This is a genomic window from Novosphingobium sp. TK71 (genome assembly GCF_055361505.1).
On the sequence record NZ_JBSZKA010000001.1, the window covers coordinates 2,026,167 to 2,040,942 of the forward strand.

Here is a 14,776-nt window from a genome sequence, read left to right on the forward strand (position 1 = left end):
ATTGCCTGTACACGATGCGTCTTCGCACCGCTTTGTCGCTGATCGCTCCGTCTCCATCGCGCGCGGGATTCCGCTGAGCGAGGAGACGGGAATTGGCCCCCTGACGCTTGGCGGCTTCCTTCGGGACGTGACGTCTCGCCATGGAGGCCGCGAAGCGCTGGTCCACCGGCTGGACGACGGTTCGCGGGAGCGGTGGAGCTATTGCGACTTGTGGGATCGTTCCTGCGAGGTGGCCCGATCGCTCATTGCGTCGGGGCTGGGCAAGGGGGAGCGTGTCGGCATCCTCATGACCAACCGCGCGGAGTTCCTCTCGGCGGTGTTCGGTGCGGCACTGGCGGGCGGCGTCGCCACTCCGCTCAGCACATTTTCGACACCCGCCGAACTCGAATACCTGATCGCGCATTCGGCGGTGTCGTGCCTGCTGTTCGAACGGGGCGTGCTGAAGAAGGATTTCCTCGAAATCCTTTGCGATCTCGACCCGCAGATCGGGACGGGCGTTCCGGGAGGCTATGGTTCCAGCCGGTTTCCGTTCCTCAGGGAACTGGTTGTGCTGGGCGGGGAAAGGCGCGGTGCCGTTCGTTCCTGGCGCGAGTTCCTCGAACTGGGGCAGGCGATCGGCGAGGCCAGGCTGGAGGCGCGTTCGCGAAGCGTGGTCCCGGCCGATCCGGGGGCGCTGTTCTTCTCGTCCGGCTCTACCGCGCGGCCGAAGGGCATTCTTTCCGCTCATCAGGGCGTATCGTTGCAGATGTGGCGGATGGGCCGCCAGCAAGGCCTTGGCGACGGGGTGCGCAGCTGGACTGCCAACGGGTTCTTCTGGTCCGGCAACTTTTCGATGATCATCGGCGGAACCCTGTCGATGGGCGGCTCGCTGATCCTTCAGCGCACGTTCCATCCGGTGGAGGCGCTGGACCTTTTCCAGTCGGAGCGGGTGACGTTTCCCTTCGCCTGGCCGCATCAGTGGGAACAGCTTACCGCTGCTCCGAACTGGCAATCGGTGGACCTGTCCTCCGTGACCTTCGTGGACATGGCATGCCCGCTCGCCTCTCATCCGACTGTCACCACCAGCTGGATCGAACCGCGGCACTGCTACGGCAATACCGAGACGTTCACGCTGAGCGCGGCGTTCCCGGCCATGACGACGGCCGATACCGCAGGCGAAAGCCACGGAATTCCGCTGCCGGGGAACCTCCTCAAGATCGTCGATCCGCTGACGGGCCATGCAGTTGCGCTGGGGCAGAACGGGGAGATCGCGGTGAAGGGACCGACGCTGATGCTCGGCTATCTCGGCACGCCGCTGTTCGAGACACTGGACGAGACAGGCTATTTCCGCACGGGGGACGGTGGCAGGCTCGACGAAGAGGGCAGGCTGCACTGGCAGGGCAGGCTCAACGACATCATCAAGACCGGCGGCGCGAACGTCTCTCCGCTGGAGATCGACGAGGCGATCCGCGCGCTTCCGGGCATCAAGATGAGCCAGACGGTCGGGGTGCCGCATGAGACGCTGGGCGAGATCGTAGTCGCCTGCGTGGTTTTCCATGCCGGCGCCGAAGCAGGCGAGGATGTGCTGCGCGAAAAACTGCGCACCGTGCTGGCAAGCTACAAGGTGCCGCGCCGGATCATCGGCCTCGACGAAGCGCAGATGGGCTTGACCGGATCGGCAAAGATCAAGACCTCCGAACTGCGCGCGCTTGCGGCAAACTGGCTGGCGAACGAACCTGGCTGAGGCTGTTCGGCCGGGGCCGTCGCCCGCGCCTGCGAGCCACGGGGAAAGAGGGTTGGCGCGCATCAAGCTGGGTGAAGGCGTGATCGGCTCTGGAACTGACCGGCCGCCCCATTTTTTCCAGACCGGCGACACCTCGAGCCTGAACTGGACAGCTTCGGCGCGGACAATCGCGGGGGCGAAATTCTTGCGGGAAACAGGTGATTGTCGCGATCGGTCAAGTTTGCGAGCGTGCTGCCCGGCACAGGGAACGACTGCGAGCAGTGCCCTGCACCGCAGCCGGGAGAGCTTGGAAAATGACTGGTCGGTTCGGTCCGCAATCTGTGCCTTTGCCCGCAACCGACCTTGGCGAATTCGGCCCGGCCGGAATGACCGAACGCGGCGTTGCATCGAACGCGCAAGGGGCGGATTATCGATGAAAGCGCTGCGTCTACAGGCAGGCCAGGACAGTTTCTCTCTTCTTGATTTGCCATCCCTTTCGGCAGGGCCGGGCGAAATCCGCGTTCGTATCCGTGCCGTATCGCTTAACTTTCGTGACGGGCTGGTGTTCTCGGGCCTGTTTCCCTCGCCGCCCGGCCTGATCCCCCTCTCCGATGGCGCGGGTGAAGTGGTGGAAGTGGGAGAAGGCGTCACCCGGTATGCGGTTGGCGACAGGGTCATCAGCCTGTTCCATCCCAATTGGGGCGATGGCCATATCGACCGCGCCGACCTGGACAATTCGCCGGGAGGCCCGGCCGACGGTTTCGCTTGCGGGGAGGTCGTGCGGCCTGCCTCGCATTTCACGCCGGCACCGCGGAACCTCTCGTTCGTGGAGGCGGCTTGCCTGCCCTGCGCGGGGGTGACGGCCTGGCGCGCGGTGGTGGCCGACGGCGCCGTGAAGCCCGGAGCCCGCGTGCTCGTTCTGGGAACCGGCGGGGTTTCCCTGTTCGCGCTCCAGTTCGCCAAGGCGGCGGGCGCCACCGTCATCGCCGTCAGTTCGTCGCCTGCTAAACTGGCGCATCTGCGCCGTCTTGGCGCGGATCATGTGATCGGCCGCCATGAAACGCCGCAATGGGCCGAGGCCGTGCTTGAGCTTACAGGAGGGCTCGGCGTGGAACATGTCATCGAAGTGGGCGGTCCGAACACGTTGCCGCAAAGCGTGCGCGCGGCAAGAACGGGCGCCCACATCGCCATCATCGGGGCGACCGCCGGTTTCGAGACGGACTCGATGCCCTTCGCGGCCGTGCAGGCCAAGCGCCTGTGCCTGCAAGCCGTGACCGTCGGCAGTCGCCGCGACCAGATCGACATGGTTCGCTGCATCGAGGCGCATGACCTCCATCCGGTGGTGGACCGTGTCTTCCCGCTTGCGGAATTTGCCGAGGCAATGGCGCACATGCGGTCGGGCGACCAGGTCGGCAAGGTCTGCCTGGAGATATGAAGCGCAGGACCATGAAGCGCCGGGAGCCGCGCCCCATCGCATATTCCCCCACACACGCAGCATGCACACGCCATGGCCAGCGGGTGAAACAACCTGGAGAAACACATGACTGATCGCCGCTTCGATGGACGGGTCGTCGTCATCACCGGCGGGGCGCGGGGCCTCGGCCGGGCTTATGCCGAGCTGCTCGGCTCGCTGGGTGCGAGAGTCGTCATCAACGACAACGGCAGCGCCTTGTCGGGCAGCGGTTCGGACGCCGGGCCTGCCGAAGAGGCCGCCCGCGCCTTGCGCGATGCCGGATATGAAGCGGTTGCCTGCTCCGACAGCGTTGCGACACCGGAAGGCGGAAAGGCGATCGTCGAGGCGGCGCTGGATGCCTTCGGCCGGATCGACGTCCTGATCCACAACGCCGGGAACAACCGGTTCGCGATGCTGGAGGAGATCAGCTACGAGGATTTCCGCGCGGTGGTGGATGTCCACCTGCTCGGAGCCTTCCACGTCGTGCGCCCGGCGTTCGAACGCATGGTCGGGGACGGCTATGGGCGCATCGTGCTGACGGGCTCGATCGGCGGCCTCTATTCGATGCCCAGCGTGGTGAATTACGCGGTTTCGAAGTCGGGCATGATCGGTCTCAACAACATCGTCGCCATCGAGGGCGCGGCGCGAGGGGTGAAATCGAACATCATCCTTCCCGGAGCCGTGACGCGCATGGCAGAGGGGCTCGACATCTCGCAATATCCGCCCATGGGACCGGACCTCGTTGCGCCCGTGGTCGGCTGGCTCGCGCACGAGAGCTGCTCGGTCACGGGTGAAATGTACGTCTCGATGGGGGGGCGGGTGGCCCGTGCCTTCATCACCGAGACCGAGGGCCTTTACCGGCCCGACTGGACGATCGACACCGTGGCCGAAAGCATCGGCGAAATCCGCGACACGAACCGTCTGTGGACGTTCCATCCCGCAGAAAACGGCTTTTCCGAGCACATGGCGCGCAGTTTCCAGCTCGTGCGGGGCGGGTGACGGGATGCGGTGATCTCCGCGCCTAAGGGGCTGACTTTCGCGTCAGGAAGCCCTGCATCGCGAGCCACGCGGTGAACTCGTCGATGAGGAGCGTGGTCGTCGTGTTCGGCTTGCCGAGGCCGAAACCATGGCTGCCCTGCTGGTAGCCGTGGATTTCGACCGGGCGCTTCGCGGCTTGCCAGGCCTGCGCGATGGGGAAGCCCATCGAGGGGAACAGGGGATCGTCTAGCGCGATGGCATCGAACATCGGGGAGGCATCGGCCGGAACGTCGATCTTTGCCTGCGGGCCATAGATGTAGCCGAAGAATGCGGGACGCTCTCCGGGTTTTGCGGCGAGTACCGTCTGGAGCGAAGTCATCGCTCCGGCCGAAAACCCGATCATGCCCACCCGCGCGCGATCGATGCCCCACTTCGCGGCATTTTCCCGCACCATGGCAAGCGCGGCCAGACCATCCTCGGTCGCCTGCGGGTTGCCCAGCACCGGCGGCCGGCTTGGATCGGGCATGCCCTCCATCATCTTGGCCCAGACGTATTTTCCGGCTTCCTTTTCGTCCTTCGGAGTGGGCAGCAACCGATACTTGAGGACGAAGGCGGCGATGCCGCGATCGGCAAGGGCCTGGGCGACATCCCAGCCCTCGTGCGACATCGACAGCGCCATGAACGCGCCGCCGGGCGCCACGATCACGGCCGCGCCGGTGGCCTTGGCCGGATCGGGTAGAACCGGGGTCAAGGTCGGCCGGGTGACGTTGCGGACGGCGTAGTCCTTGCCGAAGTACTTCGCCCACACCTCGCTATCCGCGGAGCCCGGCGTGCGGGCGCCGTAGAGCGGGATGGCACCGGCTTCCTGCGGGGCGCTGGCCGGCGATGGTGCAGGGTAATCGGAAGGCTGCGCATTCGCGGCTGCCGATGCCAGGATGCACGCCATGGCCAGTGTGAGATATCCTGTCCTGCCCGTCATGTTCCAACCTCCCCGTTCGTCATGCTTTGGCACGGGAATGACATGTGCGCAGGGCGGTGGTCAAATACGCAGACCTTGGAACGGCATAGGCATTTTCTATGGCTGGCGGCTCATCTCTGCCCGGCGCGGGATAGCATCCTCAAGAATTGGCCGGGTGCTCCCGCAAGGGTTTGCGGAAGCACCCGAGGCGGCAAACGCGGCGCCTTGCCCCTACCGTGAGCGGATATCGGGCTGCCGGCATGTGCTGCCTTGGGGCCGTTGCTGCACGCCGCGTTGGCTACCGCGATGAGATAGCGCGTACGCCGGTCAAGGCCAGGCCGGTTCCAGATTTCCGCAAAGATGAAGTCCCGTAAACTCGCTTCGATTGGACTTGCCGGCTGGCAAATCTCACGCGCGGTCACTGCCCGGCCAATGGCCTTTCCACGCTCGGTTCGCGCGTGGGGAACCAGCAATTCCATCGAATTCCTCGCGGTTTCCCTGTTCAGACCTTGATCGAATCGATCACGTCCTGCGTGATGCCGGGGCGGCCCGGATCGCCTGCGAGGAATTCGCGGTGTTTCTTTTCGACGAAGGCATCCGGATCGGCGGCAACCTCCACCAGCATTTCCCATGCCTCTTCGTGGGTAGGTATGAGAATGCAGCCGGCTTCCATCGCATCGGATAGGACCGTTGCGGTTTCCTGCTGGGTCTTGACCGAAAGATGGCTGCCCGGCGCGCGCATCACGTAATTCTCGCTGAAGTGCTTCATGGCATCGGGAGAAGTCGTCATGACCGGGCCCGGACAGAGGCAGCTTACCCGGATGCCGTACTGCTTGAGGTAGAGCGCGAGATTCTGCGACATCGACACGACCGCCGCCTTGGAAGCGGCATAATGGACACGGCTCGCCGCGAAGGGATAGAGCCCTGCGAAGCTGCCGGTGTTGACGATATGGCCGGACCCGCGCGCGATCATGCGCGGGACGATCACATTGTTGGCTCGCACCATGCCGAAGAGGTTCACGTCGAACATCCGCTGCCATTCCGCCATCGGAATGTCCTGCGGGTTACCGCCTGAAAGGATGCCGGCATTGTTCATGTGAATGTCGAGCGGCCCGAGCGCCTGTTCGGCGGCGTCGATGGTCGCCTCTACCGAGGCATCGTCCAGCACGTTGCAATGCAGCCCGATCGCCTCGCCGCCTGCCCGCCGGAGGATCTCGGCGGTTTCTTCCGCGCCCTCTCGGCTGATGTCGGCCACGGCGACACGGGCCCCGCGCGCCGCCCATTCCTGCGCGATGCGGCGACCGATGTTCTGGCCTGCACCGATGATGAGCGCGGCCTTGCCTGCGAAAGTCTCGGACATTCCAACCTCTCCCTGCCCGCTTTCGGGCCATTTCGTTCAGATGCGTGGGGTTTTCAGATGTTCATGGCATGGAGCAGGTCCGAAGCGGCAGAGATTCCGGCGCGCAATTCGTCCTCGTTCGTATTCGCCGTGTAGTCTGCAGGCACGACCTCGAGGTCGAAGACGCCTTCGTAGCCCGCGTCCAGCACGTCGCCCATCATGCGTTCCAGCGGCAGGTCGCCCTGGCCGATATGGGAACGGCCGCCTGTGCCGGAAATCGCGATGTCGCCGATCTGGACGAGCGCGATATGAGGCATCGCCCGTTTCAGGGTTCCCCGAAGGCCGCGTTCCATCCAGTTGTTGCTGAAGTCGGAAACGATGCCCAGCCCTGTCGCCTCGGCGATCTCCACGGCATCCGACAGCGTCGTGCAGAACGAGGCGCTGGTTCTGAGGCTCGGCTCGAATGCTGCGATGACGCCGCGTTCGCGGGCATGGGCCACGGTCGGCGCGACCGCTTCGGCAAAAAGCGCGAAATCTTCATCCCAGTCGCAACTGACCGTCCGTCCGGTCGTGAAGTAGATCGAGTGTCCGCGGTGAGCCGCCACGAGGTCGATCATCGCGCGGTGTATGGCCCGCGTCGCGCTCCAGGACGAGGGATCGCCGAGCTGGAAGCCGGCGGTGATCAACGTGCTGACGCGGATACCGGCATCGCCGAGAGCCTTGAGGTCGCGGTCGGGATCGTCGGCGATCTTGTTCATCAGCAGCCCGGCATGACGCAGGCCCATGTCCTTCCACAGTGCCAGTTCGCGCGCGAACGGCCACTGGAACGAACACATCGCATCGACCGAAAGGCGAGGGTGCACCATTATTCGCCCCCTGCCAGTGCCGCTTCGAGGCGGCGGATTTCGCTTTCGAGCCAGCGTACTTCGCTGAAATTCTCGCGTCCGGCGGCCTCGAGTATGGCGTGCTGTGCGGCGAGCTGGATTTCCAGTGCCCGGCGATCTTCAGGCGCTGCCGCGGTGACGGCTTCTGCGACATGGAGAGCCTTGAGCGGCTGGTTTCCGCCGAGATAGCGCGCGGCAAGGTCGAGCGCGGCCGCGGGTCCACCGGCAAGTTCGATGAGATCGCCGAGCACGGCCTGCGGCGGCACGGCATAGAGTTCGGTCGAGGAATCGTAGCGGAACCAGCCGAGATGCTCCTCCCAGATCGAACGGACGATCCACGAAACCTTGCCGTGACCCTGCGGGATGGCAAGGTTCTCGGGCAGCCGGATGGTTTCCATCAGTTCCCAGAGAGGCTTGCCGGCGTTCATGCCCTTGAAGGTCGCATCGCGCAGATACCGGGCCGCATCGCGCATCCTGCTGAGGCTCGTGCGCACCTTGTCGGCCCCGCGAACCGGCTCGCCGTGGCCGGTTATCAGCACTTCGGCGCCGAGGTCGATCACGCGCTGGACGCTGTCGATGTACCACTGGACATAGCGGTAGCGGTCGCCGCGCAGGGTATAGAGGTTGGGAACATGGCCGAACATCGGGCCGGTCATGTTGCCGGTGAAGACGATCCTGTCGTCCGGCAGCCAGATCACCAGCGAGTCTACCGTTTCGCCGCCGGGGACCGCGTAGAGTTCGAACCGCCGCCCACCCAGTTCGAAGGCGTGGCTGTCATGGAACGTGGTCGTCAGCGTGGGTTCGGGCCGTTCTGTCAGTTCCCGCTTCTGGTCGCGGCTCCACAAGCGCCGCGAACGGGCAGCCATGGCCGGGCCGAGGTCGCGGAACTGGGTGCGCACGAAAGGCTGGTTGGCCTGTCCGATCGTCTCGATTCCGGGGGCGTTGAAGGTGGGCCATCCGCCAATGTGATCTTCATGGCTCTGGGTGAACACGATCTTGCGGATCGGCTGGTCGCTGGCCGCATCGAAGCGGCGCTTGTTCTCGGCGGCGCTGTAGACGATGCCGGTGTTGACAAGGACACTGCCCTCGGCGGTCGTCACCAGGTAGAGGTTCGAGACGTCCCTCGACATGAAGATGCCGTTGCCGAGATCGACGGCATCCTGTCTGCCCGCGCCGTCATTGATGATCTGGGCATTGAGCGGCTGGTTCGCATCGCGGATGATGGGTTTCATGGCTTGGTTTCCTGCCTGAGTGGGCATCGTCAGCAGCGCGATGTACGCGAGCTCGCTGTGCGAATTCGCATCCCACCGGCTGAGCTTGCGGGTCATTTCACTTCCTGTTTTACCGGGAAGCGGTCCGTGTAGAACGCGAAGCGCTGGCGCAGGCTCGGGATATCGAGGTTGAAGTCTCCCGCCAGGTCGTAGACCACCCGGCCGTCCTTTCCGCGCGGGTGGCTGTCCATGTAGCCGCGCATGTCCCCGACGCTTTCGGCGCTGGAAGGCAGCCCGGCGAATTCCAGCACCTTTTGCGCGGTGCCGATATCGTCCGCGATCACGTCTGCGAACAGGATGTCGAGCCGCCGGCCTTCGGGGACCCGGTCCATGTCGCGCAGGTAGGCGCGCAGCATCTGTTCTATGCGGTCCACCCAGTAGGCGACGTGAGCCTGGATTTGCGGGTGCTTCTGGTGGACGAGCACGGACAGCCCCCGCATCGTCAGCACCGATTGCAGCAAGGCCAGCGGATCGCGGTGGATCTGGACGACATAGGCATCCGGATAATTCGCGACGAGTGCGGGGAGTTGCTCGCTATGCTGGTTACCCTTGAGGATCCAGCGCCGGTCGGACGGGAACTGATGCGCGATCGCCTTCAGCATCCGCTTGCCATAGGCATAGTGCTGCGTCTGGTCGTGGCGCAGCAGGTAGTCGCGCCAGGCGGGGACTTCGGCCATCCATTCCCACTGGTATGTGGTGAAGTCCGGCATCTGCAGCTCGTTCTCGCCGCAGGCATGGTCGGGTGAGTGTTCATGCATGGCGGCCATGATGGCGTTCTGCTTCATCCGGTCCCAGTGCGCGGCCGAACGGGTCCAGCGCGGGTCCAGCCCATCGGGGCCGGCCGTCTCGCCGGGTGCCAGGACCGCTTCGGAGCCGAGATAGACCGGAAGGTGCCGCAGCCGGCGGTCGGCCGCGATCAGGTTCTCGAGGTGAGTCGTTCCCGAACGCGGCAGGCCGACGATGATGATCGGACGATCGATCACCTCGTCCTCGACGCCCGGATGGCTGTCGAGGAAGGCCTTGTTCTTGAGGCGGTTTGCGGCCTGCTTCACGCAGGCGGCGCGGAACTGCGCCTTGGCGAAGCGCCACAGGTTCCCGTTTGCGGAGACTTCGCCAAGAAGCGCGCCGAGGCGCTCGGTGAAGTCTATCGGGCCGAAGTCGGAAAGGCCGGTCTGCGCGGCGGCTTCTGCCAGTACGCCTTCTACCGTCATGTCGAGAGGTTCGGCTTCGGCCGCTTCGAGTTCTGCGCGGCGTTCGGGCGAAATCTGCGGATCGCGGAACTGCTCTACGCGGAAGACACTGGTCCGCACCGTTTCAGTATCCTTTTTGACGTCGGTGCTCATGCCCTGCGCTCCGCCGAAGTGTTGAGCTTGCCGGCATTGGCCATCCAGCCCCCGTCGACGCGGACAAGGTCGCCGGTGTGATAGCGCGATGCGTCGCTCATGAAGTAGACGCCGATGCCTTCGAAATCGGACGGGTTGCCGAAGCGCGGGATCGGGCAGCGTTCGCGCACCTGGCTGCCCAGCGGCGAGTCCGGCCCCTGATCCTTCACTGTCTCGCTTTCGGTATAGCCGGGGCAGACGGTGTTGGCGCGAATGCCGTACTTGCCCATATCGACCGCGATTCCGCGTGCGAGCGCGGCCATGGCACCCTTCGAGGCGTTGTAGTGCTGCATTCCGATCGAGCCGGTCACGGCGGAAAGGCTGGCGCAGAACAGGATCGAACCGCCCGGGTCGCCGGCTTCGGCGCGGGTGCGCATGTGGCGGGCGGCTTCGCGCGCGAGATAGAACGCGCCGTGCTGGTTGACCGAGAGCAGGTCATGCCAGGCCTCGCCTGTCATGTTGGTGAAGCAGCCCTGGTTCTTCATCAGGCCCGCATTGGCGATGGCGCCGTCCACCCGGCCCATCTGCGCAGTGACTTCGGCAAAGGCCTCCACCACGCGGGCTTCGTCGGCAACGTCGACTTCCTGGGTGAAGATGCGCCCGCCGAACTCGGCGAGTTCGCGTGCCGCCTCTTCATTCCTGTTCTGGCGGCGGCCCCAGATGACCAGATCGCCGCCCGCTCGCGCGATGCCGCGTGCGAAGCCCAGACCGATGCCGGCGTTGCCGCCCGATATGACGACGACGCGGCCGCTCATGTCCCAAGGAAGACGTGACATGCCTCTCTCCAAAATGAGTCCTGAATGATTGCCAGATGTCTTTTTGCACCCCGACCCTTATTGCGATGAGTCTTAAATAGGATACTCAAAGGCTGTCAAGCAGCCTATGCTTCCTTGCCATCGCGGCCACGAACAGGCTGGACGCGCTCATGGCTTTCGTGTTGTGAGATGGTGGAATGAACATGCGCAAAAGCAGAACGGCGCTCGACGCTGCCGCCGACAAGCTCAGGGAGATCGTCCTTGCCCGTGAGCCGGGAGCCTATATCGGGCGCGAAGAGGCGCTGATTTCCGAGCTGGGCTTCGCCCGCGCCACCGTGCGGCAGGCCGCACGGCTGGTGGAGCGCGAAGGGTTTCTGGCCGTGCGCCGGGGCAACAACGGCGGCTATTTCGCGTCCCGGCCCGACGCGACGACGATCGAATCCATCGTTTCGATGTACCTGTCGATGATGGATGTGCCGCCGGAGGATGTCACGGCAATCGCCACTGCGTTATGGGTGGAAGCCATGCGCAAGGCGGCCCGCGCTCCTCAAGACAGGATCGCCGCCGGTATCGCGTCGCTGGTCGAACGGACGCACGCGCTTCGCGACGATGCAAGTTTCGACGACGTGCGCGAACTGGAACGCGAAACCCAGGATGTCGTCTTCGAGCTTGCCGACAGCGCTTATATAAAGCTCGTCTTCGACATCAACGTGGCTTTCTCGCGCAGGACTTATCAAGGCCCGGCAGTCGACGATGTTTCGCCCGAGCATCGCCGTTTCGTGCAAAGCTGGCGCAATGCCCGGCTGATGGAGTTCGGGGCCCTGATGCAGGGTGACGCGGAACTCGCAGGCATCGCCAGCCAGTATAGCCGCAAGGTCTGGGCCCGCCGCATTCGCGCGCGCTTTCAGATGAAGGCGGAAGAAGCGGCTGGCGACTGATCGGGCCGCCGTAAGGCCAGGCTTCAGGCGGGCGCTGCCGTCGCCGCGCGCCATTCAGGATAGGGCCGCAGGCTGAAGACCAGCCCCCCGGAGATGAGCGAGATCGCGACACCGGCGAGCAGCAACGGGGTGTAGCTGCCGTAGCGATCGTAGGAGAGGCCCGCAGCGAGCGGCCCGATGGCGGAGGCGAGCGCGATCACGCTGGTCATGAAGCCGAAGATCGTTCCATAGTGCCGCATCCCGGCGTACCGGGCGGTCAGGTAACTGCAGAGCTGGATCTTGGTGCCTGCCGCATAGCCGCTGATCATGATGCCGATGACGATGGTGACAGGCGTTGCGATGCCCTGCATGAGCAAAGGCCATCCCACGGCGGTCGATGCCAGGGTGATGCCGCCCACGGTGCGCGCATGGAACCGGTCGATGAGCGTGCCGGAGACCAGCTTGCCCATCACGCCCGCAACCCCGGAAAGGCTGACGAGCCAGGCTGCCTGCGAGCGGCTCATGCCCGCCTCGACCAGAATGGGGAACTGGTGGACGACGACGGCAATGGTCACGGTCAGGACGAGGAACGTCGCTACGGCGACTTTCCAGAGCGATATGTCGCGCCATGCCTCCCCGATGCCGAGGCCGGGCAGGTCCGGAGCGGCCTCGGGCGGCCCTTTGCCCTGCGACTGCCTGCGCCGCGCCTGATCGCGCACGTCGAAAAGGAACAGGGCCGAGAGGACCAGCGCCAGTCCGCCCCAGCCCAGGCCGAGGGCGATATAGGCGGTGCGCCAGCCGAATGCCTCGATCAGCGCGTTGGAAAGCGGCGGGGCGACGACTTGCGCCAGCGCCGTGCCCGACATCGTTACGCCAAGCGCCAGCCCGCGCCCCACCCTGAACACGCTGGCGATTGCGGCGGACCAGAGGGTGGATTGCACCAGAAGCGCGACAACGCCCCATATCACCCACAGTGCAAGCCATTGGGGGATGGAGCCGTTGACCTGCGAAAACGCCGCGATTGCCAGGCTCGTCAACACAAGGCCGGGCAGCGCAAGGCGGCGCGAGCCGTGCCGGTCTATCAGAATGCCGATGAAGGGAGAGCAGAGGATGGACAGCAGCGAGGCGATCGCCATGCCGGCGGAGAGTTCGGTTCGCCCCCAGTGAAATTCCGCCGCGAGCGGGTCCATGAACACGCCGGCAGCGGCCGTCATGAACGACATGAACGAAAAGCCGATGCAGGCCGCAAGGACCATCGGCCAATGGCGGCGCCACTCCGCGCCTGCCGTTTCAAGCTGTTCCAATCCAGCTCTCCCATTTCATAAGCGCCGCTTGCTGCGACATCTTGTGCAAGGCGTTGTGCGTGATTGCCGCGAATGAGTCTAACGGAAAAAGGGCACTGTTTAATCGCCCTGCCGTTCTCTGCGTAGGGCTAGTAGGTCCCATGATTCTAGCGAGATTTTTGGCGGCGTTCGCCGGAATTGCGCGATAATGCTTAGAAATTCAGCGCGGGCTCGATGAGTCTGGAGGAGTTGGTGTGGGGCGCTGCGGCCGTCTGCATCCGAACGCTGTCTCTGAAGAGTACCCTTATCTGCGAAGGCACAAGGCTTATGATACCTCCTGGTCCGTGCGCGCGCGGGTCTGGCCTGGCGGCCGGGCCGTTTCCCCCAGGGTGGCAGCGGACCACCTTCGGTGCCGCGCGGCGTCAGGCTGCCTGGACGAGGCTGCTGGCGGCTTTGCGCAAATCGGCGACGTAGCGGGAGAATTCGGCATCGGCGTCGGCCTCGGGAGGAAGGCGCAGCAGATAGCTGGGGTGGACGGTGATCCAGCAAGGCGTACCGTCCGCCAGCAGCACAGCCCGGCCGCGCTCCTGCCCGATCGTCATCGCCTTGCCGGTGAGCGACCGGGCCGCCGTGGCCCCCATCGCGATCACCAGTCTGGGGCGCACGATGGCGCGTTCCTGATCGATCCACCAGCGGCAGGCGTCGACTTCGCCCGCATGGGGGCGGGCGTGAAGGCGGCGCTTGCCGCGCGGCTCGAACTTGAAGTGCTTTACCGCATTGGTGACGTAGGCGCGGGCACGGTCGATCCCCGCCGCCGCCATGGCCCGGTCGAAGACTTCGCCGGCCGGGCCCATGAACGGGCGGCCCACGATATCTTCCCGGTCGCCGGGCTGTTCGCCCACGATCATGATCTCGGCATCGTGCGGTCCTTCGCCGAATACGGTCTGGGTCGCCGGTTGCCAGAGCGGGCAGCGGCGACAGGCGGTCGCCTCCTGCCGCAGCAGCTCGAGCGCATCATCTCCGCCTGCCCCCCTTGATCGTATGGTCGGAGTATCGAGCTGGCGCGGCGGCCCGGCCCGATCCTGCTCGATCATCGCCAGTTCGCGCTTGCGGGCACCGGCGATCAGTTGCGGGACCAGCGCGGTCTCGGGCATGTTTCGCCAGTACTTGCGCGGCATTTCCTTGAGCATGGCGCGCGGCATGACCCGCGCCGGATTGAAGATGGCGCTGTAATAGGCCTTCCAGACCCCTTCCACCGGATCGTCGCCAGGTGCGTCGCCGCGCTGTGCAGGAGGCCCCTCGGTCAGCAGGGCGCCATCCCAGTGGAGCGCACCCCGCGGGGTCAGGATCGACCAGCGCATGTTGGTGAAGCGCTCCACGAAAAAGGCGGCATTGCGACGCAATATGTGGTGCTCGGGCTCGTACCAGGCGACGAACCGCGTGCCGTCTCCATCCGGCAGTTCGCGGAAGCGGAGGAAGGCATGCATCTTGTGGATGTCGCGCCGCACGTTCTGCGCGAGACCTTCCAGGCGGCGCAGGGGCCGGTCGGCCCGGTCCTGCAGCAGGTGCGGCTGGTCCAGCAGGCGCAACAGCAAGGCATAGAGCAGTGCGAAACGCTCGGGCTCGCTGTGAAGCACCGCATCACGCGCAAGATCGAGGAACGCCCTGGAAACCCGCATCGGCGGCGCCTGCGCGGCGTCCACGGCAACCGGCTCTCCCCCGAACAGGTCCACCGGCCGGTCGCCGATCTGCCAGAGTACCTCGTTGGCGGCTATGCGCTCTGCCGCGAGCATGCGGGCGGCGGCGCGCCAGCCATCGAAGTCATCTTCGGCATCAAGGCGTACCATCCGCATG

At 65.1% G+C, this 14,776-nt stretch carries 12 protein-coding genes; 4 read left to right on the plus strand and 8 right to left on the minus strand.

Annotated elements, in window-relative coordinates; translation table 11 throughout:
• The first annotated feature begins 1 nt into the window (after position 1).
• The 3 genes from ACXJ16_RS24780 to ACXJ16_RS24790 all read left to right on the plus strand — a co-directional run bounded on the left by ACXJ16_RS24780 (position 2) and on the right by ACXJ16_RS24790 (position 4,154).
• Positions 2-1,723 (plus strand): class I adenylate-forming enzyme family protein, encoded by a 1,722-nt coding sequence (locus ACXJ16_RS24780; protein WP_185999242.1) that lies wholly within the window; start codon positions 2-4, stop codon positions 1,721-1,723.
• A 412-nt stretch (positions 1,724-2,135) separates the two neighbouring features.
• On the plus strand, positions 2,136-3,137 hold the full coding sequence (locus ACXJ16_RS24785) for a zinc-dependent alcohol dehydrogenase family protein (RefSeq protein WP_463922447.1): 1,002 nt from the start codon (positions 2,136-2,138) through the stop codon (positions 3,135-3,137).
• A 105-nt stretch (positions 3,138-3,242) separates the two neighbouring features.
• Positions 3,243-4,154 carry an SDR family NAD(P)-dependent oxidoreductase gene (locus ACXJ16_RS24790; protein ID WP_185999243.1) on the plus strand — a complete coding sequence of 304 codons (912 nt, stop codon included), beginning with the start codon at positions 3,243-3,245 and terminating at the stop codon, positions 4,152-4,154.
• 22 nt (positions 4,155-4,176) lie between these two features.
• On the opposite strand, the gene ACXJ16_RS24795 is transcribed toward ACXJ16_RS24790, so the two are convergent.
• The 6 genes from ACXJ16_RS24795 to ACXJ16_RS24820 form a co-directional block, all read right to left on the minus strand.
• Entirely contained in the window at positions 4,177-5,112 is a 936-nt protein-coding gene (locus tag ACXJ16_RS24795; protein ID WP_231635904.1) for an alpha/beta hydrolase fold domain-containing protein, read from the minus strand.
• 481 nt (positions 5,113-5,593) lie between these two features.
• Positions 5,594-6,451 (minus strand): SDR family NAD(P)-dependent oxidoreductase, encoded by an 858-nt coding sequence (locus tag ACXJ16_RS24800; RefSeq protein WP_054438062.1) that lies wholly within the window; start codon positions 6,449-6,451, stop codon positions 5,594-5,596.
• Positions 6,452-6,504: 53 nt separating this feature from the next.
• The gene (locus ACXJ16_RS24805; protein ID WP_443478532.1) at positions 6,505-7,296 is read right to left on the minus strand and encodes a sugar phosphate isomerase/epimerase family protein; all 792 of its coding nucleotides are present in this window, start codon (positions 7,294-7,296) and stop codon (positions 6,505-6,507) included.
• Positions 7,296-8,546, minus strand: a complete 1,251-nt coding sequence (locus tag ACXJ16_RS24810; protein WP_463922448.1) for an MBL fold metallo-hydrolase — start codon at positions 8,544-8,546, stop codon at positions 7,296-7,298. The genes ACXJ16_RS24805 and ACXJ16_RS24810 overlap by 1 nt, the downstream gene beginning before the upstream one ends.
• A gap of 92 nt (positions 8,547-8,638) precedes the next feature.
• The gene (locus tag ACXJ16_RS24815) at positions 8,639-9,928 is read right to left on the minus strand and encodes a sulfotransferase family protein (RefSeq protein WP_463922449.1); all 1,290 of its coding nucleotides are present in this window, start codon (positions 9,926-9,928) and stop codon (positions 8,639-8,641) included.
• Positions 9,925-10,743, minus strand: a complete 819-nt coding sequence (locus tag ACXJ16_RS24820; protein ID WP_463922450.1) for an SDR family NAD(P)-dependent oxidoreductase — start codon at positions 10,741-10,743, stop codon at positions 9,925-9,927. Before ACXJ16_RS24820 ends, ACXJ16_RS24815 begins: the two co-directional genes overlap by 4 nt.
• Before the next feature lie 182 nt (positions 10,744-10,925).
• Between ACXJ16_RS24820 and ACXJ16_RS24825 the strand changes: the two genes are divergently transcribed.
• Positions 10,926-11,660 (plus strand): FadR/GntR family transcriptional regulator, encoded by a 735-nt coding sequence (locus tag ACXJ16_RS24825; RefSeq protein ID WP_463922451.1) that lies wholly within the window; start codon positions 10,926-10,928, stop codon positions 11,658-11,660.
• A 23-nt stretch (positions 11,661-11,683) separates the two neighbouring features.
• Here the strand turns inward: ACXJ16_RS24825 and ACXJ16_RS24830 are convergent, their stop codons facing one another.
• Positions 11,684-12,943, minus strand: a complete 1,260-nt coding sequence (locus tag ACXJ16_RS24830; RefSeq protein ID WP_463922452.1) for an MFS transporter — start codon at positions 12,941-12,943, stop codon at positions 11,684-11,686.
• A 401-nt stretch (positions 12,944-13,344) separates the two neighbouring features.
• Positions 13,345-14,775, minus strand: a complete 1,431-nt coding sequence (locus ACXJ16_RS24835; protein WP_454798636.1) for a UdgX family uracil-DNA binding protein — start codon at positions 14,773-14,775, stop codon at positions 13,345-13,347.
• Position 14,776 lies beyond the last annotated feature (1 nt).

Bases quoted from the DNA above. Each gene is read 5' to 3' on its own strand.
- ACXJ16_RS24785 (WP_463922447.1), top strand. From the start codon at position 2,136: ATGAAAGCGCTGCGTCTACAGGCAGGCCAGGACAGTTTCTCTCTTCTT.
- ACXJ16_RS24825 (WP_463922451.1), top strand. From the start codon at position 10,926: ATGCGCAAAAGCAGAACGGCGCTCGACGCTGCCGCCGACAAGCTCAGG.
- ACXJ16_RS24795 (WP_231635904.1), bottom strand. From the start codon at position 5,112: ATGACGGGCAGGACAGGATATCTCACACTGGCCATGGCGTGCATCCTG.
- ACXJ16_RS24820 (WP_463922450.1), bottom strand. From the start codon at position 10,743: ATGTCACGTCTTCCTTGGGACATGAGCGGCCGCGTCGTCGTCATATCG.
- ACXJ16_RS24800 (WP_054438062.1), bottom strand. From the start codon at position 6,451: ATGTCCGAGACTTTCGCAGGCAAGGCCGCGCTCATCATCGGTGCAGGC.
- ACXJ16_RS24835 (WP_454798636.1), bottom strand. From the start codon at position 14,775: ATGCGGATGGTACGCCTTGATGCCGAAGATGACTTCGATGGCTGGCGC.
- ACXJ16_RS24810 (WP_463922448.1), bottom strand. From the start codon at position 8,546: ATGAAACCCATCATCCGCGATGCGAACCAGCCGCTCAATGCCCAGATC.
- ACXJ16_RS24790 (WP_185999243.1), top strand. From the start codon at position 3,243: ATGACTGATCGCCGCTTCGATGGACGGGTCGTCGTCATCACCGGCGGG.
- ACXJ16_RS24815 (WP_463922449.1), bottom strand. From the start codon at position 9,928: ATGAGCACCGACGTCAAAAAGGATACTGAAACGGTGCGGACCAGTGTC.
- ACXJ16_RS24805 (WP_443478532.1), bottom strand. From the start codon at position 7,296: ATGGTGCACCCTCGCCTTTCGGTCGATGCGATGTGTTCGTTCCAGTGG.